General features: G+C 45.7%; 17 protein-coding genes and 1 pseudogene. 11 read left to right on the top strand and 7 right to left on the bottom strand.

Translation table 11 applies throughout. The annotated features are described in order from the left end of the window. The first annotated feature begins 66 nt into the window (after positions 1 to 66). Positions 67 to 1821: a peptidoglycan D,D-transpeptidase FtsI family protein gene (locus ESB13_RS05215; RefSeq protein WP_129001958.1), complete on the top strand. Its 1755-nt coding sequence runs from the start codon at positions 67 to 69 to the stop codon at positions 1819 to 1821. Positions 1822 to 1891: 70 nt separating this feature from the next. Here ESB13_RS05215 and ESB13_RS05210 read toward each other — a convergent pair whose 3' ends face one another. Then, positions 1892 to 4108 (bottom strand): catalase, encoded by a 2217-nt coding sequence (locus ESB13_RS05210; RefSeq protein WP_129001957.1) that lies wholly within the window; start codon positions 4106 to 4108, stop codon positions 1892 to 1894. A gap of 85 nt (positions 4109 to 4193) precedes the next feature. On the opposite strand from ESB13_RS05210, the gene ESB13_RS05205 reads away from it, so the two are divergent. Next, positions 4194 to 4388, top strand: coding sequence for a hypothetical protein (locus tag ESB13_RS05205; protein ID WP_129001956.1), 195 nt, complete (start codon positions 4194 to 4196; stop codon positions 4386 to 4388). A gap of 112 nt (positions 4389 to 4500) precedes the next feature. Here ESB13_RS05205 and nifJ read toward each other — a convergent pair whose 3' ends face one another. Both nifJ and ESB13_RS05195 read right to left on the bottom strand, forming a co-directional pair. Continuing rightward, positions 4501 to 8073 carry a pyruvate:ferredoxin (flavodoxin) oxidoreductase gene (nifJ, locus tag ESB13_RS05200; protein WP_129001955.1) on the bottom strand — a complete coding sequence of 1191 codons (3573 nt, stop codon included), beginning with the start codon at positions 8071 to 8073 and terminating at the stop codon, positions 4501 to 4503. A gap of 7 nt (positions 8074 to 8080) precedes the next feature. Next, the gene (locus ESB13_RS05195) at positions 8081 to 9703 is read right to left on the bottom strand and encodes an NAD(P)-binding protein (RefSeq protein WP_129001954.1); all 1623 of its coding nucleotides are present in this window, start codon (positions 9701 to 9703) and stop codon (positions 8081 to 8083) included. 209 nt (positions 9704 to 9912) lie between these two features. On the opposite strand from ESB13_RS05195, the gene ESB13_RS05190 reads away from it, so the two are divergent. Genes ESB13_RS05190 through ESB13_RS05180 form a run of 3 tightly spaced genes read left to right on the top strand, consistent with a single transcriptional unit; the run spans position 9913 to position 12764 of the window. Further along, complete coding sequence (locus ESB13_RS05190) at positions 9913 to 10803, top strand: carboxylesterase family protein (RefSeq protein ID WP_129001953.1); 891 nt, start codon at positions 9913 to 9915, stop codon at positions 10801 to 10803. A 60-nt stretch (positions 10804 to 10863) separates the two neighbouring features. Beyond that, the gene (locus ESB13_RS05185) at positions 10864 to 11463 is read left to right on the top strand and encodes a YdeI/OmpD-associated family protein (protein WP_342772651.1); all 600 of its coding nucleotides are present in this window, start codon (positions 10864 to 10866) and stop codon (positions 11461 to 11463) included. 17 nt (positions 11464 to 11480) lie between these two features. Beyond that, on the top strand, positions 11481 to 12764 hold the full coding sequence (locus ESB13_RS05180; RefSeq protein ID WP_129001952.1) for a DUF1016 N-terminal domain-containing protein: 1284 nt from the start codon (positions 11481 to 11483) through the stop codon (positions 12762 to 12764). Between the two features lie 58 nt (positions 12765 to 12822). On the opposite strand, the gene ESB13_RS05175 is transcribed toward ESB13_RS05180, so the two are convergent. Next, a complete protein-coding gene (locus tag ESB13_RS05175) occupies positions 12823 to 13914 on the bottom strand; it encodes a metallophosphoesterase (RefSeq protein ID WP_129001951.1) in 1092 nt (363 codons plus the stop codon). A 244-nt stretch (positions 13915 to 14158) separates the two neighbouring features. On the opposite strand from ESB13_RS05175, the gene ESB13_RS05170 reads away from it, so the two are divergent. Next, positions 14159 to 15475, top strand: coding sequence for a carbohydrate porin (locus ESB13_RS05170; protein WP_129001950.1), 1317 nt, complete (start codon positions 14159 to 14161; stop codon positions 15473 to 15475). A gap of 244 nt (positions 15476 to 15719) precedes the next feature. Here ESB13_RS05170 and ESB13_RS05165 read toward each other — a convergent pair whose 3' ends face one another. Beyond that, entirely contained in the window at positions 15720 to 16877 is a 1158-nt protein-coding gene (locus ESB13_RS05165) for a LacI family DNA-binding transcriptional regulator (protein ID WP_129001949.1), read from the bottom strand. A gap of 223 nt (positions 16878 to 17100) precedes the next feature. On the opposite strand from ESB13_RS05165, the gene ESB13_RS05160 reads away from it, so the two are divergent. Together ESB13_RS05160 and ESB13_RS05155 are read left to right on the top strand one after the other, a co-directional pair. Further along, positions 17101 to 20133 carry a SusC/RagA family TonB-linked outer membrane protein gene (locus ESB13_RS05160; protein ID WP_129001948.1) on the top strand — a complete coding sequence of 1011 codons (3033 nt, stop codon included), beginning with the start codon at positions 17101 to 17103 and terminating at the stop codon, positions 20131 to 20133. A gap of 36 nt (positions 20134 to 20169) precedes the next feature. Further along, positions 20170 to 21660 carry a RagB/SusD family nutrient uptake outer membrane protein gene (locus ESB13_RS05155; protein ID WP_129001947.1) on the top strand — a complete coding sequence of 497 codons (1491 nt, stop codon included), beginning with the start codon at positions 20170 to 20172 and terminating at the stop codon, positions 21658 to 21660. 85 nt (positions 21661 to 21745) lie between these two features. Here ESB13_RS05155 and ESB13_RS05150 read toward each other — a convergent pair. Further along, positions 21746 to 22123: pseudogene (locus tag ESB13_RS05150) on the bottom strand (helix-turn-helix domain-containing protein); the annotation flags it as partial. A gap of 255 nt (positions 22124 to 22378) precedes the next feature. On the opposite strand from ESB13_RS05150, the gene ESB13_RS05145 reads away from it, so the two are divergent. The 3 genes from ESB13_RS05145 (at position 22379) to ESB13_RS24265 (ending at position 24255) form a co-directional block, all read left to right on the top strand. Then, positions 22379 to 23365, top strand: a complete 987-nt coding sequence (locus ESB13_RS05145; protein WP_129001946.1) for a hypothetical protein — start codon at positions 22379 to 22381, stop codon at positions 23363 to 23365. A 70-nt stretch (positions 23366 to 23435) separates the two neighbouring features. Beyond that, positions 23436 to 24119, top strand: a complete 684-nt coding sequence (locus ESB13_RS05140; protein WP_129001945.1) for a hypothetical protein — start codon at positions 23436 to 23438, stop codon at positions 24117 to 24119. Then, positions 24091 to 24255, top strand: a complete 165-nt coding sequence (locus ESB13_RS24265; protein WP_129001944.1) for a J domain-containing protein — start codon at positions 24091 to 24093, stop codon at positions 24253 to 24255. Before ESB13_RS05140 ends, ESB13_RS24265 begins: the two co-directional genes overlap by 29 nt. A gap of 171 nt (positions 24256 to 24426) precedes the next feature. Here ESB13_RS24265 and ESB13_RS05130 read toward each other — a convergent pair whose 3' ends face one another. Continuing rightward, entirely contained in the window at positions 24427 to 25533 is a 1107-nt protein-coding gene (locus ESB13_RS05130; RefSeq protein WP_129001943.1) for a DUF3800 domain-containing protein, read from the bottom strand. Between the last annotated feature and the right edge of the window lie 436 nt (positions 25534 to 25969).

Below are 25969 nucleotides of genomic sequence, written 5' to 3'. Positions count from 1 at the left end.
GGTTAATGCTTTATTATATATTTGCTGCACAACGCTAAATCAACAAACATACGGCTGGTTTTAGGTATGAAAAAAAGATGGTCGCTGAGTGTGCTCCTGTTACTACAATTATTGCTTTCGTCCGATATCCTGAGCCAGGACTATTCCTTTCCCATAACGGATCTGCTACCGTATATCCGGCATAATCCCAGTGATTCGGTATGCGCACTTCATAATATCCCGCAAAGAGGAACGATATTCGATCGCAACCGTAAGATGCTCGCCTCCGATTCCATTCTTTATGACTTGATGGTACGCCCGGGAAAAGTAAAGCAACAGGATACAGCTATCATCTGCAGTTTGTTGAAAATAAGCCGGAAGGAATTTCGCGACCGGTTGAAGTACGCACGTAACTGGTCCGATCCTGCACAGCCATTGCCAAAAAGAACAAGCGATCAGCCGGCCCCTTTTAAAGGCCTGCTTTCTAAAGAGATCACCCGTATTTTCCAAAAAAAACTTCCGGAACTGCAACCCGCATTCTCTTTAAAGAAAAGGCCTGTACGGCATTATCCTTTTAATACAGCCGCTCACCTGCTCGGATACATCAAAGCAGGCGGTATCGGCGAAACGGGACTCGAAGAAAGCTACGATCATTTTCTGCGTGGCACAACAGGACTGCAGTTTTGGACCTGCGATCACAGGAACACGCCTTCAAAACGATGGGCGGCAGGTTCTTTGGACGTCATGCCCGAAAAAGGGAAAGACCTTTATACTACAATAGATCTTCGTTTGCAATTGATGGGAGAAAAGCTGATGCAGGGTAAAAGAGGAAGCATTGTTGCTATAGATCCTCAGACAGGGGGCATCCTGGCCATGATAAGTAGCCCTGCTTATAGTCCTGTTAAGCTGGCGTTGGATCGGAATGCTTATTATCCCGCGCTCAGGCTGAACAAAGATAAACCTCTGTTAAATAGGGCTATCAGCAGTTACAACGCTCCCGGCTCAGCTTTTAAATTGTTCCAGGCTCTGGTTGCTTTGCAGCTGGGAGTGGCCGATCCCTATACTACGTTTGTTTGCAAGGGTAGTTATACGTTGTGCGGCAATCCACCAAAACCCAAATGCCATGTCGAAGGTGCCCACCAGCCTAACCTGGTGAAAGCACTGGCGATTAGTTGCAACAGCTATTTTGCCGATCTGTTCCGGAAAATGATAGGACCCTTTCCCGGATCAGGGCTTTCACAGTGGGCCGAACTGATAAAGCATTTCGGATTCGGTACGCGTACAGGTATTGATCTGCCGGGCGAAAAGGCAGGAATGGTTCCTGATACTACCCTGTATAAATTGAAGTACCGCTCAGGGTGGAATAGTTGTACCATTTTATCAAATGCAATAGGCCAGGGCGAGGTAAGCGCCACAGTATTACAGTTGGCCAATGCTATTGCTATTGTTGCCGGAAAGGGTTGGTTCTATCAGCCACATATCGTAGATAGTATCGCAGGAATCCCGGGTAGTAGCTTTTTGGCAGGTCATCAAAAGATCAACGCTTTTGTCTTGCCCGATAGTAGTTGGAACTTAGTGCATCGCGGAATGTATGAAGCAGTAAATACAAAAGCGGGAACTGCCTATAATGCCCGCGTCAATGGTCTGGAGATCTGTGGTAAAACGGGTACTGTTGAAAATGGAAAAGGAGAGAAGGATCATGCCGTATTTGCTGCCTTTGCCCCACGTTCGCGACCGCGCATTGCTATTGTATGTCTTGTAGAAAACGGAGGCTTTGGCGCTCAGGTAGCAGCGCCTGTTGTTACACAGCTTATAAAACAATATCTCAGTAACGCCCGATAGAACGCTGCTAAGAAAACAAGCTGCCTGCCGGCAGCTTGTTTTCTTGAAAATAGCTTTCCTGTAAAACAGATTACGCTGGAACTTTCCTCGGACGTTCTCTCTCCCAGAAACGATGTTGCTTAATAGCATCTATAAACAGCGACGCAAGTTGCTTGGCATTTTTCTCCACTACAATTCCTTCGGTAAGGACCGATTCCCTGCTGAAATCAGGCGGAAGCTTTTTCGCAAAATAGGTCGCCTCAATTACCTGGATAGCACTGGCGTCAGCAGCAATCGCTTTACAATGTTTAAAAGCTTCATTTAGAAAATGAATGGCCTCTGCCTCGCTTTCCAGTGTAGCGGCGCTATTCGTTCCTCCTGGTACATAAACTGCATCGTAAAATACCGATGCAGCGGTAAGCAGACTTTTATCTACCGGTATCTGCTCATCATTCTCTGATAATATAAAACCTTGTCTGGGAGCAATTACTTCAACAACGGCGCCTTCGGCGATCAATGCATTCTTTACGGTCTTTAACGACTGTTCATCAACACCGTCTGCCGCCAGAATGGCAATCTGTCTTGTCCGGATATTGTCCTTGACGGTATTCGCCATACTCAATGCTGCTGAAACAGCAAGCGGGCTGTCTTTAATAATAGGAACATAATGCTCCGGGTCCCCATCGGCAGGAACACCCTGGTTCATGGGCGCTGAACTGTCTTTGGGTATATGATGACCTAAAGCATAGGCAACCTGAGCAGCAAGATGTTTATTTACATGGAACAAAATGTGTAGCATACGCTCCCTTACAGCTACTGTTTGTACTTTGCCGAGTTCAAATGACAGCGCCTGCGCAATATGTTCTTTCTCTGGTTCTGACTGGCTTTCGAAAAAGAGTCTTGCCTGGCTGAAATGATCAAAGAAACTGCGGCTCCGCTCCCGGATCTTATGCGCATCAATTCTTTCGGTATAAGAGGTAAAGCCTCCTTGCAATTTGCCGGCCTGGAAAGGGCAGCCACCTCCTAAAGAATTGGGATTGTAGCTGGTTTTACTCTTGTTGATGGTCTGGCGCATATGCCCGTCACGTTGGTTATTATGTACTTCTACGATAGGCCTGTTGATGGGTATTTCCTGGAAGTTAGGACCGCCAAGGCGTAGTAATTGGGTATCTGTATAAGAAAACAGTCTGCCTTGTAATAAAGGGTCATTCGTGAAGTCGATACCCGGTACAATATGTCCCACGTGAAAAGCGATCTGTTCTGTTTCCGCAAAGAAATTATCCGGGTTACGGTTGAGTGTCAGTTTTCCAATGCGTTGTACCGGCACAAGTTCTTCGGGAATGATCTTGGTAGGGTCCAGCAGGTCAAATTCAAACTTATGCTCATCGGCTTCCGGAACAACCTGTACGCCAAGTTCCCACTCAGGGAAATTGCCGCTCTCAATGGCATTCCACAGATCGCGTCGGTGAAAATCAGGGTCTTTACCCGAAATGTTCTGCGCCTCATCCCAGGCTACACTGTGCACGCCTAACAGTGGCTTCCAGTGAAATTTTACAAAATGCGATTCGCCGTCGGCATTAATGAGCCTGAAAGTATGAACACCAAATCCTTCCATCATCCGGTAACTTCTTGGAATAGCACGGTCACTCATCAGCCACATAATCATATGGGTACTTTCTGGCATTAAAGAAATAAAATCCCAGAAAGTATCATGTGCAGAAGCCGCCTGTGGTATCTCATTATCGGGCTCAGGTTTTACCGCATGTATCAGGTCGGGAAATTTCATCGCATCCTGGATAAAGAAAACGGGCATATTATTACCCACGAGATCAAAATTGCCTTCTGTAGTGTAGAATTTTACTGCAAAGCCACGTACATCACGCGCCAGGTCTGTAGAACCACGTGAGCCTGCAACAGTAGAAAATCTTACAAACACAGGTGTTTCAACGGTAGGGTCCTGTAAAAACGCAGCTTTGGTAATAGCGCTTTGCGATTCATAAACTTTAAACACGCCATGGGCTCCGGAACCACGCGCATGTACAATGCGCTCGGGTATGCGTTCATGATCAAAATGTGTCATTTTCTCCCTGAAAATGAAGTCTTCCAGCAGGGAAGGGCCTCTTTCTCCCGCCTTTAGCGTGTTCTGATCATCATTGATCTTAACTCCGTGGTTGGTCGTCATCAGTTCATTGGTAGGGTCTTCTGTAAACGGCGCCAGGCTTTCAGTTTTAGCGTTACTTGGGTTAACAGCACGCTTGTCGTCCGGTTGAGGATGAATGCTGTCTCTTGCAGGTATTTTCTTCGGCATAGTATTAATTTGAAGATTCTGTTCACAAAAAGGATGCTGAACTAATCCGTAAAAAAAAGTGCACACCTTTTGATAATCTTAAACTATGAACTTAGAAGGAAATCCATTACAGGTATACGGCAGCCCCGTTGCAGAGCAAGGCAGGCGCCGCAGCAACGATCGTTTGATGAAACTACTTACCCGTCTGCTCGAGGGTATTGTACAATTGGGGGTAATAGTAATAGCAGGGCTATTACGCCTGATCCTCTTAACGCTAAAGCAGATCGTGCGACCACGGTAAAAGCCTGTAAGGCTGTTATGGCATCCTATGATTTATTCGCTCCTCGTAATAAAAGAGAAACCCGCTCATTGAGCGGGCTTCGTTGGTCGTTTATGGGCAATGTTAAATAGTGCTACATTAAAGGAGCAAATGCATCCGCTTTCCAGGAATGCATATTCTCATATGTCTGCCAGCGCAAGTCTACCAGTTCCTGCGCCTTACCCAGCAGGTATTCAGCTTCCTGGGGATTCGCTTTCTGCAGGTTTTTATACCGTAGTTCATTGTAGGCATAGTCCTTCAGTGTGATCGTAGCAGCCGGCGAATCAAGTACAAAAGGATTACTGTTAGCCCTGCGTAACTGTGGATTATAGCGCAGCAGCGGCCAGTAAGCGCTTTTAACCGCCAGTTCCTGTTGGGTAAGCCCCTTGGTCATATCAATGCCGTGTGCAATACAATGACTATAGGCCAGTATCAGCGAAGGCCCATCGTAAGCCTCTGCCTCGCGCATCGCCAGCAATGTTTGCTGCGGATTGGCTCCCATGGCTACCTGGGCTACATATACGTTGCCATACGATATAGCTTGCAACGCAAGGTCTTTCTTCCCTACGCGTTTACCCGAAGACGCAAACTTAGCCGTGGCGGCAGTAGGCGTCGCTTTTGAAGACTGGCCACCTGTATTACTGTAAACCTCCGTATCTAAAACCAGCACGTTTACATTACGGCCACTTGCCAGCACATGATCCAGGCCGCTTGAACCTATATCATAAGCCCATCCGTCACCGCCGATCAGCCATACGGTACGCCGTACCAGGTGATCCTTCAACGAAAGCAGTTGTAATACCAGCGGATCTTCTTTATGGTCTTGCAGTAAACCCGTCAGTTTTTCAACCCGCAGGCGCTGCAATGCTAATTGCGATTCGGTAAGCTGGGGAGCTTCCAGTAGCTCACTGGTAAATTCTGCACCAATTTTATCTTTTAACTTCAGCACCAGCTCACGCGCTATAGATAGTTTCTTGTCTTCAGCCACACGCATGCCAAGTCCGAACTCAGCATTATCTTCAAAAAGAGAGTTGCTCCACGCCGGCCCTCTTCCCTGGCTGTTTTTAGACCAGGGCGTAGTGGGCAGGTTGCCGCCGTAGATCGAAGAACACCCCGTAGCATTGGCTACCATTAACCTGTCACCAAACAGTTGCGTCAATAACTTGACATACGGCGTTTCACCGCAGCCGGAACAAGCTCCTGAAAATTCAAATAATGGTTCCAGGAATTGGGTGCCTCTCACAGATGAGAAGTCAACCTTCGAGCGGTCATTGTTATCGATAGATTCAAAGAAGCGGATATTTTCTTTTTCTTTTTCCAGTATAGGCTGCTTCTCAGCCATGTTAATGGCCTTCTTGCTGCGGTCATTGATATTGTAGGCAGGGCAGGCGTCAACGCAAAGTGTACATCCTGTGCAGTCTTCTACATATACCTGTAAACTGTATCGGGTCTCCGGAAAACCTCTTGCAGAGATACGTGCAGAAGGAAATTCAGCAGGAGCATTTTCCAGTACATCCTGGTTGTAGAATTTAGCCCTGATAACGCTGTGCGGACAAACAAAGCTGCAGTTACCGCACTGAATACAGGTCTCGGCATCCCACACCGGAACAGTATCCGAAATATTACGTTTTTCCCATTGCGTAGTGCCGCTCGGATATGTACCATCGATCGGCAGCATACTTACAGGTAAAGCGTCCCCATTGCCACGCATCATTTCCGCAGTTACCAGTTGTACAAATTCAGGCGCTTCAACAGGTACTGTAAGTGGAAACCCCGATTTATTGGAAACAACTTTGGGTACTGCTACCTCGTGCAGGTGACTTAACGACTGATCAACAGCATTGAAGTTGAGATCAATGATCTTCTGTCCCTTCTTGGCATAGGTTTTTTTGATGGCCTTTTTAATCTCGTCGATAGCCTCGTCTTTAGGTAAAACACCAGCCAGGGCAAAGAAACACGTTTGCATGATGGTGTTGGTGCGGTTACCCATACCGGTAGCTTCCGCTACCGCTGTACCATCTATAACATAAAACTTGAGCTTTTTGTCAATGATGGTCTGCTGTACAGGCTGTGGCAAATGATCCCATACTTCGTCTTTTCCGTAGGGACTATTAAGTAAAAATACAGCGCCAGGACGGGCCTGCTCTAATATATTCACTCTTGAAATGAAGTTGAATACATGGCAGGCTATAAAATTGGCCTTATTGATAAGATAAGGAGCTCTTACAGGTTTTTTGCCGAAACGGAGATGTGATACTGTTTGAGACCCCGATTTTTTAGAGTCATACACAAAATAACCCTGTGCATAAAAATCTGTATTCTCACCTATAATCTTGATACTGTTCTTATTGGCGGAAACAGTACCGTCAGCCCCAAGACCATAGAACAGTGCTGTAGTTACATCGCTTTCATCCAGTTCAAAATGAGGATCGTAGCTAAGGCTTGTATGGGTTACGTCATCATTGATCCCTATCGTAAAATGATTCTTGGGAATATCATTCTTCAGTTCATCAAAGATTCCCTTAACCATTGCCGGCGTAAATTCTTTCGAAGAAAGCCCGTAACGGCCGCCTACAATCCTGGGTAGTGTATTTAATTGGCCGCCGGTATAAGCTTCTGTCAATGCTGTTACAATATCCTTGTAAAGGGGCTCGCCTTCCGCTCCCGGTTCTTTGGTGCGATCTAATACCGCTATCTTGGTTACTGTTGCCGGAATGGCAGCTACGATCTCCTGTAATGGAAAAGGGCGGAAGAGACGCACATTGAGAACACCTGTTTTTTCTCCGTTTTTATTCAGGAACAGCGCCGTTTCACTGGCTGTTTCAGTGGCCGATCCCATAATAACGATCAGGCGTTCTGCATCGGGGCAACCGGTGTATTCTGCCAGATGATATTGTCTGCCTGTAAGCTGGGCAAACTTATTCATCTGCTCCTGTACCATAGCGGGAACTTTGTCATAGAACGGGTTCACCGTTTCTCTTGCCTGGAAATAAACATCCGGGTTTTGCGCAGTACCTCTGATGAATGGATTATCCGGATTCAGCGCTCTTTGCCTGTGCGCAAAAACCTGCTCATCGCTGATCATTGCACGCAGATCATCATCGCTCAGCATCTCTATCTTGCTCACCTCATGAGAGGTCCGGAAACCATCAAAGAAATGAATAAAAGGTACACGTGAAGCAAGTGTGGCTGCCTGTAATATCAATGCGAGGTCATGAGCTTCCTGAACGGAATTCGAGGATGCCATCGCAAACCCGGTAGTACGTGCCGCCATAACATCACTGTGGTCGCCGAAGATCGAAAGCCCCTGCGCTGCCAGCGCACGCGCCGCCACATGAAAAACTGTGGAGGTCAATTCCCCCGCAATTTTATACATATTGGGCAGCATCAGCATCAATCCTTGTGATGCCGTAAATGTAGTAGTCAGTGTACCGGCCTGTAAAGCACCGTGTACGGTACCGGCAGCACCACCTTCACTCTGCATGCCTATTACGTCGGGAACATTGTCCCATATATTTTTATAGCCAACGGCGCTCCACTCATCAGCCAGCTCGGCCATAGTGGAAGACGGCGTGATAGGGTAGATCGCACATACCTCGTTTACCCGGTAAGCTACGGACGCCGCTGCCTCGTTGCCGTCAATGGTTTTAACTATTGTCTCTCTCATGGAATAATTATAAAGTTTCCGGTACCATCTCTATGGCATGACAAGGGCATTGCTCATAGCATACGGCACATCCTGTGCATTTGTTGTAATCATATTCATAACGGTTGCCCTTGCCCAGCTTCAATATCGCATCTTCAGGACACGAACCGTAACAGCCGTCGCATTCAAAACAGTTGCCGCAGCTAAGACAGCGTTGGGCTTCGTAAAGCGCTTCCGCTTGTGTATAACTGCCAAGTACCTCCTGGAAGCTGGCTGTACGTTCTGCAGCATCAAGTATCGCCTGTTCCTGCTGGGGTGCAAGCGTTTTATACCATACATGCAGCTTTTCAAAACCTACTAATTCATTTTTAAGCGCCTTTTCCCACTTGGAGGATTTCAGGTGAGCATCGATATGACGCGCAGCTTTCTTACCATGACCTACGGCTATGGTAACTGTGCGCTGACTGGGCACCATATCGCCGCCGGCAAATACGCCCTTGTGCCCGGTCATCATGGTATCATCTACCTGTAAGGTGCCGTCTTTGGAGAGTGCTATACCACTTAATTTGGAAAGAAAACCCGCATCGGTATCCTGGCCCAGCGCCATAATAAGTGCATCTGCTTCCAGGGTTTCAAACTTCCCCGTACCGGTTAACTTGCCATCCTGTATTTCCATTACCTCAACAACAAAATCGTTGTCATCTACATTCTTGATACTGCGGAGCCAGTTTATTTTAACGCCTTCAGTCAGGGCGTCATCAGCTTCGGCATCATGCGCAGGCATATGTTCCCTGTCACGGCGATAAATGATAAAAGCATCGGCTCCCAAACGTTTGGCAGTACGTGCTGCATCTATAGCAGTGTTGCCCCCGCCATATACCGCCACTTTACGACCCAGCTTCGGCGCAGTACCCATCTCTACATCCCGCAAGAACGATACCGCATCAAGCATCTTGGCAGCCGCCTGACCAGGTATATCGATCTTCTTGGCAAGCCCGGCGCCTATAGCTACAAATACAGCATCAAAATTGCCGGATGCCTTTTCCTTTTCTATATCATCAACCTTACAGCCTAATTTTACCTTGATACCAAGATCCAGGATCCTTTTTATCTCGGCATCAAGGATATTGCGGGGAAGACGGTAGGCCGGAATGCCAAATCGCATCATGCCGCCCAGCATAGGACCAGCTTCATATATCTCAACTTCATGACCCAGGCGTGTAAGATGATAGGCGGCAGATAAACCGCTCGGACCGCCGCCAATGACCAGTACACGTTTGCCGGTTTTAACAGCTGTATTCCGGATGGCCCAGCCTTCTTCCAAAGCCTTGTCGCCAAGAAAACGTTCTACAGCATGAATACTTACAGGAGCATCAACAGAAGCACGGTTACAGGCCGATTCACACGGATGGTAACAAACACGGCCATGTACAGCAGGCATCGGATTTTCTTCCACCAGTTTCTGCCAGGCCTCGTATAGCTGCCCCTCCTGGGCAAGTGAAAGCCAGGCCTGTATGTTCTCTCCGGCCGGACAGGCATTATTACACGGAGGCAGAAAATCTTTGTAAACGGGATGCTGGGAGCGTAAAGCACCGGTGCCCTTTGCATGAGAATGCAAATCGGCCGGTTTCGTCATATCTACACTGAACATATGTTCCTTTTTTGAAAATAAAAGCGTACAGTTATTAAAAGGACCGACAAGCTGACCCATTAAAAGACTCCTTTTCGGCTCTCACAAAACTAACGCTCACAAATAGTTAGAAACCTGTCATTTGTCATATGCTGGTATTAGTTTTTGCCTTTTTTTATACTGGAAACAGTACTTTAGAGCCGTTTTATATTACTAAAGACGCTTCAAATATGTCTCTCACAGAAACAGTGACGCTTTACTCGATATTTAAGGCAAATACCAGCTATGCGCTCTTGGGAATAGTATTAACCATCCTTGCAGCTTGTACAACTCCGGATCGCGCTGTCAGTTATCAGAAATTGGCGGCGCCGGCAAATAAAGAAGCCGCTTATGCCATAAGAGCCGGGATCAATAAGATCAGTAATGATAGCTTCACCGCATACATTTATACAGGAAAGGTCAACGATACGGTGCGTTATCGTGCATTAAAACCGCTTAAAGAAAATGCTGCACGTAAATTCCCGTTGGTCTTGATCCTGCCCACTTCAGGTGGTATAGGCACAGACAATACCAGTCAGCTCAATGCATTGGTGAAAATGTGGGCGCAACCCGCATTACGCAGCGCCTACCCGGCTTATGTAGTGGCACCGCAATTCAGCCAGCGCTCCTCAAACTATACAATGAACAGGCAAAAAGGTATACTGGTTTCAATACCTTCGGTTTGCCTCGCTAACGCACTGGACCTGGTAGATTCTTTATGCAATGTATGGCCGGTAGATAAAAGCCGCATATATGTAATGGGTTTCTCCATGGGCGCGTCTGCAACAATCAACGTATTAGGATTACGGCCGGATCTCTTTACTGCTGGCATTGCAATTTCGGGTATCCCCGACTTCGATTACATACATCCGCTGCTGAATAAGCCCATATGGTTCGTTCACGGAAATGCCGATGATGAAAATCCGTTTGCTACCGATAGTGTCATGCTTCATACCTTACGGGAAATGCACGCCACGCATAAACGTTTCTGGGAAATCGACAAGTTGGCGCATGAAGTATATCCACCGTTATACACCACCAACCTTATCCCCGAATGGCTTTTTAAACAAAGATCGAATTAGCCGCATAGCTATTCTATATTTCAAAGCAGATCCGAACCTTAAACATAAAACTAAATATCCGTGGAAGTAAAAAGCAGATTAAACGCCAGCGTCAACCAGTTCCTGGACAAAGCCACCCGGTGGAAAGATGAAATGACGCTATTGAGAACAATTGTTCTTGAAGCTAAGGAGCTCTCCGAAGATTACAAATGGATGCACCCATGTTATACCCTGCAGGGGAAAAATGTGGTGCTTATTCATGGGTTTAAAGAATACTGTGCATTGCTGTTTCACAAAGGAGCCCTGTTGAAAGATGATAAAGGCATTTTAATCCGGCAAACCGAAAATGTGCAATCCGCCCGGCAGTTGCGGTTTACAGAGCTCAGCCAGGTAAAGAAACTGAGATCCGTCATCAAAGACTATATCCAACAAGCTATAGAAATGGAGAAGTCGGGATCAAAAGTAGCCTTGAAGAAAACATCAGATTATGCCGTCCCTGACGAATTTCAGAAGGTATTAAAACAAGACCCCGCAGTAAAAACAGCTTTTAATGCATTGACTCCCGGCAGGCAACGCGCATATTTGTTTTACTTTTCGCAGGCGAAACAGGCTAAAACACGTGAGTCAAGAATTGAAAAATGCATTCCTAAAATACTGGAGCGAAAAGGATTAGATGATTAAATTAATAAGCCATAAGTATGAATGTTCAAACTGATGTAATATCCGACCTGCAGTCTAAACTATTACTGGCGTTTCATAACGCGCGGCAAAGCATAGTCAAACATGCAAGCTATGAACAGGTATTGCTTTACTGGACGATAAGTAAAGAAATGGCGATCATACGCGAAACGGCCTTGCAGGAAGGAAACGGTATTTCCATGCTTGAATTGCTGCAAAAGGCAACGCTCCCAGCTATTAACTTTAATACGGCAGAATTAAAGGCTGTCATCAGGTTTAGTGAAGCTTTTCCAACAGAGCCTGCCGCACGAAGCCTGGCAATCTATTTCGACTGGAGATCTATTCAACTACTGCTCCGTTTAAAACACAGGAACGATCTCTGTGAATTCCTGTCTGTCATGCTTGATAACCGCAAGTCATTCGGCGAAGCGGCAATTCAGGTTTCGTCTCTGTTAGTTAATGATGCCGATGCATTTACTGCAGAAGAACATCTGCTTATCTGTTTTGAAGAGCAGGAAATACTACGCATGCTGCCCCTTGCGGCTTTATCCGAATTCCGTCCTCTTGCAAAAGCCAATCCCTTTTTAAGCGAAGGGGGAGGGGAATATAAGGGTTTTTACTGCTTCGGTAACGGGCCCGAAGGGTTATGGCAAACCAACAGGATGCAGCATCCTCAATTAGCCGCTTTTCAAAAAACGTTGTCCGGAAATTTAAAGCGAATATCAGTTTTGCTCAACGGTGAGCTCAACTTACTAAATCTTACAATAGGCCGTATATTGGCCGACAGTATAGACAGCGCCAATGGAATAAGTCGTGACCTAATAATGGATCATCTGGCAGTTGTTCTAAACGAACTGTTTGGCAACGGGGAGTATGGTTTGGAGCAACTTCAGGATTCCCTGGCTTTCTATACCTTTTTCTCTGGTCATCGAAACGGTATGTATTCGGTTGCGCACATTCTTGAATGGTCACAGCTAAGAAAACTACAGTATTTGGTTGATATGGATGATCTCCTGGTTTATGCACGATTACTGGCAAAAGAAAAGATAAAACTTACTGTGCTTTATCAAAAAGACTATAAGGCAATACTGCATGAGATAGTTGAAAAGGAAAAAGATGTATGGCGTGCCTATCAGGCGTCTGCTCTTGCTCCTGAATCCATTACGCACATAGAAAAGACAAGGAATTCGGAAGTCCGTATTACTGAATCTTTCATCGACTTGCAATACGATATTCTGGATGAAGCCAGGCCAATTGATATAAACGCGAATCCTCAGTTCCAGGCCTTAATGATGCTTAGGTAAATTTCATTTACTGCCAGAGCTGATATCGCAACGTTGCATACCGGCAACGTCTCAAATGCTAAGGCTGCTTATTATTTATTAAAGCTGTTTTATTGCCTTTATCATCTATAATATAACGGCTATGACCTTCTATCAGCAAGGCCGCATGATGCCCCTCATGCTGATTTACGTCTACGGCAATAACTTTCCCCTTATAGTGCATAGTAATGGTCGTGTCTGTAATGGTATGTCCCACCACGATGGTGCGGCAAGCGTACTGTTTCAGCGTACTGTCTATTAGTGTTTTCGGAGCTTGTGGTTTCATAAAATAGCCGCGATACCAGAATGGCGAACGTGCATCAAAGAACATATGCATGCTATCCGGCATCTCCTTGCGCGACATCCCATAATAAGGACGGCAGATCTCGTTGATGGCCTGTAATGAAAGCTGCTTTTGCAATACCTCGGGAGAAAGTCCTGCATGCATGAACAGGTAATCTCCTCCTTTTTCTATAATGTTCTTACTTCGTAACCAACGTCCCAGTTCCGTATCAGCGCCAAACAGGTTCCGGATTTCTCTTCCCATCACCCACGCATGTTTGAAATAGCGGGCGTCGGTATAACGATAGTCGCCACTTAGCTGCATGATATCATGATTTCCCAGTAATACATGTACCCAGCCGCCTGCCGCTGCCGCCTTGGTTTCCAGGCTGTACAGCAGCCAAAGCCAGGGAAGTACATCCTGGCCACGGTCAAATAGATCACCGGCTACTACTACCTGCCCTTTGCCAAATGTCCAGTTATATGTTGTATCTATTACGCCGGCTGCAATCAGCAGTTGCCTTCCTGCTTCAAACTCTCCCTCAATATCAGATAATACAAGTATCTTTTCGGATGCCGGATAAGTCACCGGAGCTGGTAGTAGAGAAGCATGTGCTTGTATAGGAAATGCCCACTCAGGATGATTCGCTACCGGTACTGTGAAAGAGGTGCCAGGCAACGCCGAAACAGCAAGAACGCTGGAAGCTGGCCTTATCAGGTCTTCCTGCTGTAAAAGCACCTTCACCACAGCGCTGTCATCATTACGATATATAATATAAGGACCATCTGTTGCATGTTGCGCAGACAGGTACATAGGAAGCAGTGCCAGTAGAACGGCAATCGTTTTCATATCTATAAGTTAGGTGCAGTGTCAAATATAATCCCTCTCCATCATTTATGGAACATATGGCATCTTCTTTGCCAGCAGCTGCTTCCTGAAACCGGTTAAATGATGATTTAAATAAATGTGTTGTGTTTCCTGTATAGATTTTTATTTTTTATATCATAGCTTTTAATAAATTGCTCTTGATAGATCGATTTATATAATACGTATTTGTTCACTGGCCTGGGGTGCCGGGTTGCAAGAAGCTGCTATGAAATGGATAATAGGTATTCTAATATTGGAATTGCTCTCAGTAAATGCAATGGCTCAACAGCCTGATACATCCAAAAATGACCGTTTCTCTGTCCACGCACAAACCACTGTCATAAGCCAGTCGAAGCCGTCTTTTAACGCAAAATATACCGGTGATAACAGTCTTCTTACTCAGGGAGAAAACCAGACATCCATTACTGCTACCTTATTTGCAGGAACACGGCTATGGAAAGGAGCAAGCTTGTTTATTAATCCCGAAATTGCAGGAGGAGCAGGATTAAGCCAGGCATTGGGAGTCGCTGCTGCTACAAATGGCGAAACATTCAGAGTGGGTGACCCCGCTCCCAAAATCTATTTAGCCCGGCTTTTTTACAGGCAAATAGTTGCGTTAACAAAAGAAACAGGTTATCAGCAAGCTGATTTTAATCAATTGGACGGAAATACGCCGCTTAAATATTTTGCTTTCACAATAGGTAAAATAGGATCGACAGATTATTTCGACAACAACAAATTCAGTCACGACCCCAGAACGCAATTCATGAGCTGGGCGCTTATGGCCAACGGAGCTTGGGATTATCCGGCAAATACAAGAGGTTATACGCCTGCCATTGTACTCGAATTCGTGACGCCACAGCATGAGCTTCGCTATGGCGCTGCATTGGTTGCTAAAGAGGCCAACGGCAATGACATGAATTGGAATATCTCGAAAGCAAGCTCACACACCATTGAATACACGCACAAACACAAGTTTGCAGGCCTTGATGGAGCTATCAGGATCTTGGGCTTCTTTACCACTGCCAATCTGGGCAACTACAAACAAAGCATAGCGCTTAGTCCGGTCAATCCCGAAATAGAGGAAACACGGCAATATGGAAACACGAAATTCGGCTTCGGTTTAAATATGGAACAAAAGATTACAAGTAGTTTGGGGTGTTTTGCCAGGGCAGGTTGGAATGACGGACGAAATGAAACCTGGGCGTTTACTGAAATAGATCACTCTTTAAGCTTCGGATTATCGATGGCAGGTGAACGGTGGAAGAGAGCGGCGGATAATGCCGGGTTGGCTTATGTTGCATCGGGTATTTCAAAGGCACATGAAGATTATCTGAAAGCAGGTGGAAAAGGTTTTATGCTGGGCGATGGCAACCTCAACTATGGCTGGGAACATTTAACCGAACTATTCTACGCTGCAGAGCTGGTGCCATCACAACTTTATCTGACCGGAGCATACCAGTTCCTGCTTAACCCAGGTTATAATAAAGACAGACACGGACCTGTACATGTTTTTTCGGTACGACTTCATGCAAGAATATAAACCACCCTTGCTCGCCACACTGGAACTAAATTAAAAAACATAAAAAAGCCCGAAAGGAACCGTAACTCCTTTTTCAGTTTTGTTTATACAGCCTTTTCAAAAATCTGGGAATTGAGATGAAATATTGGGGAAATATAATTCCCTATTCTCCGATTCACGACAAACGAAAGCAACGAAAAGGTAAAATTGACGAGTAAGTTAAATGAAATACAACAAGCAAAACGGAATTGAGCGATAGGCGTATTCACCTTATCGATGATTGTCGCACAATCAGTTTGGTAGGTAGTATCCTGTGTACCGGTTTGTATTTGCCAAAACCTTTTGAAATGTGATCTATCAGCAGCTTCATGGCCACGCGGCCCATTTCCTGAATGGGCTGTTCTATGGTAGTAAGTGTCGGTTCTACGTGGGCGGAGAAGGGGTTGTTGCTGAAGCCGGCAATACCCAGTTGCTGCGGTACCTGTATCTGTAACGATTTGGCTACAAAAAGCGTTTGGGTTGTACTGATGTCGTTAAGGCAAAAAATAGCATCTGGCCTGTCGCGCATCTTCAACAGCTTTTGAGCGCATTGTTTGGCATGGTGCCCGGTAAGGTTGTAGGATACGATGTATTTTTCCTGTACGGGAATACGGTATTTCTTTAATGCATCCAGGTAGCCGTTCAACCGGTTCTGGCTTAGCAGCAGGCTGGGAGGGCCGCCTATGTAAGCTATTCTTTTATATCCATTTTTTATAAGGTGTTCCACGCCTTTGTAAGCTCCTTCATAATCGTTAACGGTTACCCGGGAGGTGTTCATGGCTTCACAAATACGATTAAAAAAAACGACAGGGATGTTGTGCTGCTCCAGTGAACGGAAGTGATCATGCTGCTTTGTTTCCTTGGTCATGGAGGCTATCACGCCCTCTACGCGTCCTGATAACAATACATCTACATTGGCCTTTTCCGTACCGGCAGATTCCTGCGACTGGCAGATGATGACATTATAGCCTGCTTCGGTAGCTACTTCCTGAGCAGCGATGATGAGGGCGGGAAAGTAATAGTTAACAAACTCGGGTACAAGAATGCCGATGGTTTTACTCTTTTTGTTCACCAGGCTTTGGGCCATGTAGTTGGGGTGGTAGTTGAGCTTTTGCGCCATCTCAAGCACAGCCTGGCGCGTTTGGGCATTGATATCGCTGTGTGCCTGAAGGGCCCTTGATACGGTAGATTTAGAAATGTTGAGGGCCTCAGCAATATCACGGATGGTAGGCATAGACTGCTGCTTTTCAGGGCCGGTGGCACTGGCTGCTTCGGGAATGGTGAAGTATAGGTGGCAGTCTTTGCAATGATAGCGTTGACGGCCTCTTACTATGCCTGCTTTGGTGATAGCATGCACCTGTTTGCATTGAACGCATTTAATCATGCCGGTGGATAGTATTGGTTTTGGGTACAAAGAAAGCAGCATTCCTGCAATGGCTTGCTACCATTTTATGCATTGGGAACGATACCGCAATCGTTCCCGGTAGAAGCTGTGATTTCACCTGCATACAACGGTTTAAATTCTTTCTAATATTGGCTAATGATGTTGCAGACATGCCTATGCTTATGAGTTTCTTTTGAATGTTTATGTAAAAAATTATTGCCATATGAATGTAATAAAATTAAAGGAACTGACTACGGTTCCTCTGGTAACTCTTTTGCTTCTTTTATTCTCTTTTTTTGCCCACGCCCAAAGCGGCAACCTAACTGTAGGCGGACAGGTGACCGATACCAGCGGTGTGCCGCTTTCCGGGGCCAACGTTGCGGTTAAGGGTACATCGCAGGTGACTACCACCAATGCCGAAGGCCGGTTCAGGCTGGCCGCTGTATCGCCTAGGGCGGTATTGGTGATCTCTTACAAGGGATACAGAAGCCAGGAAGTGGCGGTGAATAACCAGCGCACCCTCACCGTTACCATGGAGGTGGAGGTAAACAAACTGGACGATGTAATCGTAGTAGGGTACGGCACCCAGCGTAAAGCGGCCACCACCGGCGCTATAGCCAGTGTGAAAGCTGCTGACATTACCCAGACTCCGGTGGTGAATGTGGCCCAGGGGCTACAGGCCCGGGTGTCGGGTGTACAGATTACGCAGAACAACGCGGCGCCAGGGGGCAATATTAGTGTGCGTATACGCGGTACCAACTCCATCAACGGCTCTTCCGAGCCCTTGTACATTGTGGATGGCATACAGATATCCAACGAGGCCAGCGTAACGGATGCCAGTCCGCTGTCTACCATCAATCCGAATGATATAGAATCGGTAGAGGTGTTGAAGGATGCTTCGGCCACCGCTATTTATGGTGCCCGTGGTGCCAATGGTGTGGTGATCATCTCCACCAAACGGGGTAAGAACGGCCCAACCAGGGTACAACTGGAGACTTACCAGGGTATTCAGCAGGTGACAAAGACTATTGATATGCTCAACGCCGCCGGCTTTGCCAAACTGGAAAATGAAATATACAATTCTGCCGTCTACAGTAATCCCGACTCACTGGGCAAGGGCATAGACTGGCAGGACCTTCTTTTCCGCGAAGCTATTATACAAAACTATCAGCTTTCCGTATCGGGTGGCAGTGAGAAAACACAGTTCAGTATAAGCGGTAATTATTTCAACCAGGATGGGATCATTATCAACTCCAACTTCAAAAGATATTCGCTGCGCCTCAACATAGATCATAAGATCAGCGACCGTTTTCGCATGGGAGCCACGGTACTGAGTAGTTACTCCATCAACAATACCATTCCTACCGGTGCTACCGGGTTAGACGGTCTGGCTACCGCCAGTATTGTAGGCGCTGCTTTAGGCGCTCCTCCCACTTTGCAGCCTTACCGGGAAGATGGTTCCATTTACCCTTTCTCCGACCAGTTCAATGGCCGTTACCGCGAAGTGGTAAACCCGCTGGGTATGGCCGAGGTGCTGAATCAGAAGGCCATTAAACGTACTATGGCCAACCTCTTCGCCGAAGCTAAAATTATAGAGGGATTAACCTACCGGGCCTCTTTCAATGCAGACCTTTCTTCCACCCTGGCAGACAGGTATTCGCCGCTGTACATTCTTGGTAGCCTGGAAAAAAATGCCAGTTCGGGCAGTGCTTATAAAGGCAACAGTAATGGCACGGCGCTGCTGCATGAAAGCATTTTGACTTATTCGCGCAACCTGGGAGAACATTCCCTGAAAGTGACCGGTGTTTTTGGTACGCAGAAAAACCTGGGCAATTCCAACAGCATTGAAGCCAGCGGTTTTCCCAACGATGTAACTACCAACGAAGCCATTGGTCTTGCGGTAAACAGAACGGTGGGCAGCTACCGTACCGAAGAAAGGCTGGACAGCTATATGGGCCGCCTGAATTATGGATATAAGAACCGGTATTTTATAGATGTAACGATGCGTTATGATGGCGCTTCCAAATTTGGTGAAAACAATAAATACGGCTTCTTTCCGGCCGTATCTGGGGCCTGGCGCATTATAGACGAGCCTTTCCTGCAGCAACAGAATTTGTTCACCGATCTTAAACTGCGGACCAGCTATGGCGTAACCGGTAATGCCGCAGCTATTGGCCCTTACAACTCACTGGCGCTGGTGGGTTCCGGCAGCAACTATCAGTTTAATCATATTTATACCATAGGGGTAAGTCCAACGGGTATTCCGAATAAAGACCTGCGTTGGGAAAAATCGACCCAGCTGGATGTGGGTGTGGATCTTTCTATACTCAACAACCGCATTTCTTTCATTGCTGATTATTACCACAAACGTACAGATGACCTGCTCTTTGTACGGAACCTTCCATCCTCTTCCGGTTATCAGTCTGTAACAGGCAACTTTGCCAGTATTGAAAACAAAGGACTGGAGCTGAGTGTAAGTGCCCGTATACTGGAAAAGGAAGTGAAGTGGACGGTAAACGGTAACATCACCTTTAACCGCAACAAGCTCATTCACCTGGCTGATGATGTAAAAGAGTATGTGGTAAATAACTATGTGGTGTTGCAAACAGGGCAGCCGCTGGGCATTTACAAAACCTACCTATTCGATGGTATTTACCAAACAGGGGAAACGATACTGGAGGGATCGGGCAGTCGTACCGGTGGCATGAAGGTGGCCGATGTGGTGAAAGACGGCCGCATTACAGCCGATGACCAGGTGATTTCCGGTGATGCAAACCCTAGCTTCATCTTTGGCTTCTCCACCAACTTATCTTACCGAAAATTCGACTTCAGTGCTTTTGTTTCCGGTGTGCAAGGCAATGATCTGTATAACCTGAGTCGCTATACTTTCGAAAATCCGCTGGGGCAGCGCAATGTAGTAGCGGGTATGAGTAATCGCTGGTCGCCCACCAATGCTGCCAATGAATATGTAAGTGGTTACCAGGGCGGCCGTTTGCCGATTACCAACCGCTTTGTGGAAGACGGTTCTTTTGTTCGGATAAAGAACATTACGCTTGGGTATACACTGCCACGCATAAAAGGTGTGAGCAACATAAGGGTATACCTGAGCGGCAACAACCTGTTTACGTTTACCAAGTATAGTGGTTATGATCCGGAAGTGAATGCCTTTGGCGGTTCCAATACGCAGGTAGGTATTGACAACCTGGTGTATCCTATGTCGCGCAGCTACCTTGCCGGCGTACAGTTCACCTTCTGATTTTTGCTCTTATCATCACCGCACAAAAACAATGTTATGAAACCACTTACTATAAAAATATATTTTATTGCTGCTGCCCTGTCAGTGCTGGCTTCTTGCAGCAAACTCAACGAGCAGCCATTCTCTTCCATCTTTACCGATCAGTTTTACAAAACTGCATCAGATGCCGAAGCGGCTTTGACGGCTGCTTACAGCCCTATATCCGGCCTGTACAATACGGCGGCTATCTGCGCTTCTGACTGGAGTGCCGATCAGATTTATCCGCGCCCGGTAGTAGGCCGCAATACGCTTACGCTGTTTAACTACGACGCTAACTATACCACACAAAAGAGTTTTAGCCGTCAGTTTGAATCGCCCCAGCAGATATGGGAGAGCTGCTACCAGGGTATTGAGAAAGTGAACTGGGTACTGGCGAAAGTACCCAATACCCAAATGGACGTGGCGCGTCGTGACCAGATTATGGGAGAAGCTTATTTCCTCCGCGCTTTTTACCACTGGACGCTCACCAAAAATTTTGGAGATGTGATACTGAAAACATCTGCCAGCAACAGTCTTACCAATGCCGTTGTGGCCAAAAGCACACAGGCGGATATCTACAAACAGGTATTTGCTGACCTTGACGTAGCAGTAAACAGCTTGCCTTCTTACAGTAGTGCTTTGCAAAAGGGCAGAACCTGTAAAGAAGTGGCCCTGCTGTTGTATGCCAAAGCGGCCCTGTACAGCGGCAACTGGCCGCTGGCTTTCGAAAAAGCCCAGGCGGTGAGAAGCTCGAATAAGTATACGCTGATGGCAGAGGTGACCGACCTGTACAATGTAGCCAGAGAAGATGTGGCGAGGCAGGAGAACATGTGGGCTTTTGAATGTGAAAGCGCCACACCAGGCCTGAGCAACCAAATGCTGAGTCTGTACGGCCCCAAAAACAGCGATGGACCCGCCTATGGTGCTTCTACTTTCGGTTCTGCCTTTGCCTACCAGGCTTTTTTCGATTCTTTTGACCCCAGCGATGCCAGGCGTAAACTGCTGGATACGTTTTATGTAAACAAATCGGGACAGGTTGTTCACCAGAAAGATATTACGCCCATTACGCCCAAAGGAGTATTGGTTAAGAAGTATATGGACGCCAATTCGGTGGGCATCAGCGGTACTATCAATGTACCCATCTTCCGGTTTGCTGATGCCTTTTTGATTGCAGCAGAAGCGGAGGCCCGGCAGAATGGCGCTACCAAGGTAGCTTATGATCTTATACATGAGATACGCTTTCGCGCTCATGTGGATGATCTGCCGCAAGGGTTGTCGAAAGACCAGTTTATAGAGGCTGTTTTGCAGGAACGTTCGTGGGAGTTTTTTGCCGAAGGCGACCGCTGGTACGACCTTACCCGCACCGGGAAATTTCTTACCGTTATTCCTGCTGCTGTAAATGATGTATATCCTGTGCGCGCACCGCAGGCTAAACATAAATACTTTCCTATTCCGCAGGATGAGATCAATGCCAATGTGTCGATACAGCAGAATGATCCGTGGAAGTGATTTTTAATATATGATCAGAGAATCCGAAAGTATTCACTCCCCCAAAAGGGTAAGGGGCTGACCAAAAAGGCTAGCCCCTATGAGTCTCCAGCGCTTTAAGCCGCTTTTCAAACACCTCCAGGTTATGGCTTAGCCAAACGCTCCGGACACCACCCGCAAAGATAAAAATGCCTTGTTTCCGCAGTTCGTTACTGGTACGTTGCTGCCCATAAGCAGGATAGTCAAAGGCCATTTTTACAACTGCTTTCTCAATAGCTGGTTCGACACGGTTTTTAACAATGGGCTTTTTACGGCTGATTTCATGCAGAGCATTCTCGCCACCGTTATCATACAGCTCTTTGATCCTGTAGAAACTGTCGCGACTGTACCCCATTACTTTGCAGGCTTGCGATACATTGCCTAAATGTGACGCTAAATTCAACAGCTCTAACTTGGTTTTGATTAATTTAGTTTCAGATTTCATGGTCTGACATTTTGGGATTCGTTTAAAAGTGTGGTTACTTAAAATTAATCCCATTTGTCAGATCAAATCTTAACTTCTACAAATAAAGCGACCCCCTGGCAGGTGAAGGGGGATGAACAGTATTCTTTCTATTTCTTTCCATTTGTTCTGTTGGCCCTTCCTGTCTAGGAAGGGTTATTTTACCACAATAATTCTGTTGATAGGTTTTTAGGTCTTTATTACATTGCAGAAAATTGAATAACCTAAACTCTTATTATGAAAAAAATAATCAGCCTGATTTCATTAAGTTCTCTTATTCTTAATTTCAGTGCCGCTCAGGAAACCTTGCAATCAGTTACAACAGCCGGAAATACTACTGACCAAAGGATAACTGTACAAACGTCATATGGTGGACCGATGTATACAGGTCGGCAAATGGGTACTAGTTATGGTTTCCCCAACCCATATGCAGCGATATTTTATGCCAAAACTGATGCTCTTTCGTCCAATAATGTATATCTATTCTCCGGATACCACGGAACAAATTCGGAACTAGGAAGTGGTACTAATTCTTTTTATGTTAGAGGGGATGGGAGTGGCTATTTTGCGGGAAATTTGGGCGTTGGAACCGCTACTCCTTCTTATAAGCTGGTGGTTCATGGCAACGCACTTTTAGGCGGTGGTAATCTTGATCCTGCGATACCTGACCAGCTTTCTCCATTAGCGAACACCGGAAAATTACTTATAGGCTGGAATCGATCTGGAAGCGAAGGAGAAACTGACTTTATTACCAATAGAGGTGGTGGAGGATTGGGCGGGTTCCGTTTTTTTGATTACGACAACAACGGTATTCTTACTTCACTAATGAGTTTAAATGGCTCAGGAAACCTATTTTTGAATGGTAATCAAACCATTGGAACCACCGCAACGCAACGTGACTTAAATGTAAATGGAAATATTAAAACCCGAAAAATAAAAGTTACACAAACCGATTGGGCTGATTATGTATTCGACTCGTCTTACCAACTAAAATCCCTTGCTTATGTAGAAACATTTGTTCAGCAAAATAAGCATCTTCCAGAAGTGCCCTCCGCCATTGAGGTAAAAGAAAATGGACTTGATCTGGCCGATAATCAGGTTGTCCTTCTTAAAAAGATAGAAGAGTTGACCCTTTATATCATTCAGCAGAATAAAGCGATAAGCCAACAAAATGAAAAGATAGAGCAAATGAGAAAGGATCTGGAAGGAATAAAGGGTAAGTAGATTTCAACAATGTCTAGTAGATGGTTTTCTTGTATAAGGAAATAGAAAAAAAATATTAGGCGGAATAATAATGAACGATAAAATAAGAAATAAAATTCAGAATTTTCTGAGGTCAGAAACCTGTTTGCTAATTATTAATGAACCTGATTTTTATTTTCAAAAAGCAAAAGATACATTGGATGAGTATCTCAATTTGGAAGTAACTGGGAGAGGAAAGGAATTTTTGCTTGATAATAAAAAAGATTATCATAAACTCAAAGACCTTTTTGAGAATAACGATGAGTTTTATGAATTTGGACGTTTGATATTTACTCTGATCTCATATTGTGATACTAATGCTAATAGGAAAAAAGAATTTAATCTGTATGAAGACAAAAGAGTGTTGGCTTTGGCTTCGGTAAGAATGAATAGTTGGGTCGAACAATTAATTGTCTTCAAGTTTACAGGTGAACTCCAGGCTGGCTCTATAAGAAATGCGATTAACTATTTGCAAGCACCTGCTGATCATTTTACCATGCTAAGTGAAAATCATAGGAATCAAATTTGTGAGAATTTATTTGGTAAGACATATAATGAAGCAACCTTTAAAGGTGATTTTTTCGAGTTTTTCTCAGAATTTTATATATCAGTACAAAACGATAACAATTACACCCACTTACTAACCAGAATGAGTTACGATATTAATACCGAATGGAAAGGTAATATAATTGGCCTGGTATGCCCTGATGACACCGTACGAAGTATTAGGCATTAGCCCGGAAGCCACACCGCAGGAAATCAAAAAAGCGTTTCGGCGACTGATTGCACAATGGCATCCCGATAAAAACCCGCACCCGGAAGCGGAGGCCATGAGCAAAAAAATCATAGCCGCTTATACCATTTTAAGTTAACCCATTGTTTCATCGCAAGCAAGTTGCACGGCTGCACATAGCCGGGGCAACTTTTTTTACAGGCACGAAAAAAAAGTTAACAAAAAAACGCTGGTGCCGAAAGGTAGTGCTATCGCAAGCTATGAATAGGATTTGCTACTCGTCAGTGCCGCCAACACAAAATGATAACGCTTATCCGTTCGCGCCACCTCTTTTCTTACGCTCCACCTTCGCATAGGCTTCAGGGTTTGCCAGGGCTTGCGCAGCCAGGTAATCCAACGGATTGATACCACGGGTATCTTCCATCCCTAATTCTTCTGGTCTCATTTCCTTGCCCGGCCACATTCTGTTAAATAACACATGGACCAGCCGGGTATCAGTAATCTGTTGGGCAAATGCATCCTCCCGACCTGTGGCTGTAACATTGAAATAATAGTTAAGATAAGAGGCCATCAGGTCGGCAAGCTGCAATTCTACACAAGTTTTGCTATCTTCCAGAGTGAGGCTTTTTAAGGGAAGCGGATACTTATGCTTGCGACTTCCAAAGCCAACTTCGGCAGGCGGTAAATGCCGCAGGTACTCGATGTAGCTTTTCCAATGCTCAATTTGTTTGGAATTATCAAAGGTGGCATCCACATCAGCATTCAATGACCGCGACCAATATTGTATCTCTTCTATGAAGCAGGACAGGGTAGCATCTGTACCAAACTTCTCAAAACTTTCTGCAATATCCTCCTTGAAGGGTTCGCTATCCAGTATCCACTGAACAAGTTCCCGGTCCTTTTCATGTTGCAAAGTCCGATACAATGCTTTCACCGCATCGTAAAAAGTTACGGCATCCTGGTTATCGGCAGTCCTTGTCCATTGTACAAATGACACGCAGACCCGATCATACAACGTGGTATCCCACACAGACGTTCCCAGGATCGCAAGGATGTTGGCCGTTGACAAATTGAAGCCTCCTTTGTAAATATCTATTCCTCTTTTATGAAAAACATACTCGATCAATCGGTCAACAAGATGAATCGTAATCATAAATTTTTTATGGGCAACATAGAAATAAACGCGCCCCTCTTGAATCAATGGATGTTTGAAACACTCGATCAATGCCCGTTGCTGCGCTGCATATTTTTTGACATTTTTGAAATGCAGTTCTTCTGCTTTTGATATCGCCTGCAAGGGCCGCAGTATTTCTTTTGCCTCTGTCAACGTGAAATTATGAGAGAGCAACAGGAAAACAGGTTGCTGTAAGTCGAGCAGGTTTTCACCGGAATTACCGGCTTCATCGAAATAAATCATATAACATCTTTAGGTGAAAAACATGGGTACCTAAAGATAATTCAATACAAGATTTTTATCCGTGCGAACAGCAAATATCTTCGCCCAGCTACCTGATAACAGGTACAACAATCACATTATCCCTGCCCTCTATGGCTTAAAAAACTCAATTCCTTTCACCCATAACCTATACGCCACACACACATCTTGTCTGATGTTCATACACCTGTTATTTTTACTGCATTGTGTGACCTGAAAATGAAGTGTATGAACCTACAGCAAACCCGCGCTGCCACAGCACTGCGCATTGAACAGCAGTACCTCCCGACAAGCCTTCCCGCCGTTGTTCATCGAACCCGATTGCCTGGACCGCAATCGACCTCGCCCCCTGATGCCTCCGAAGTCGGCGGGGGCGGGCAGGCCTTCGGCCTGCCGGAAGCAGTAGCGGCTTGCAGCC

Source organism: Filimonas effusa (assembly GCF_004118675.1).
Lineage (GTDB): Bacteria > Bacteroidota > Bacteroidia > Chitinophagales > Chitinophagaceae > Filimonas > Filimonas effusa.
Note: the sequence above shows the minus strand (reverse complement) of the source record. Positions and strands in the feature narration are given on the sequence as shown.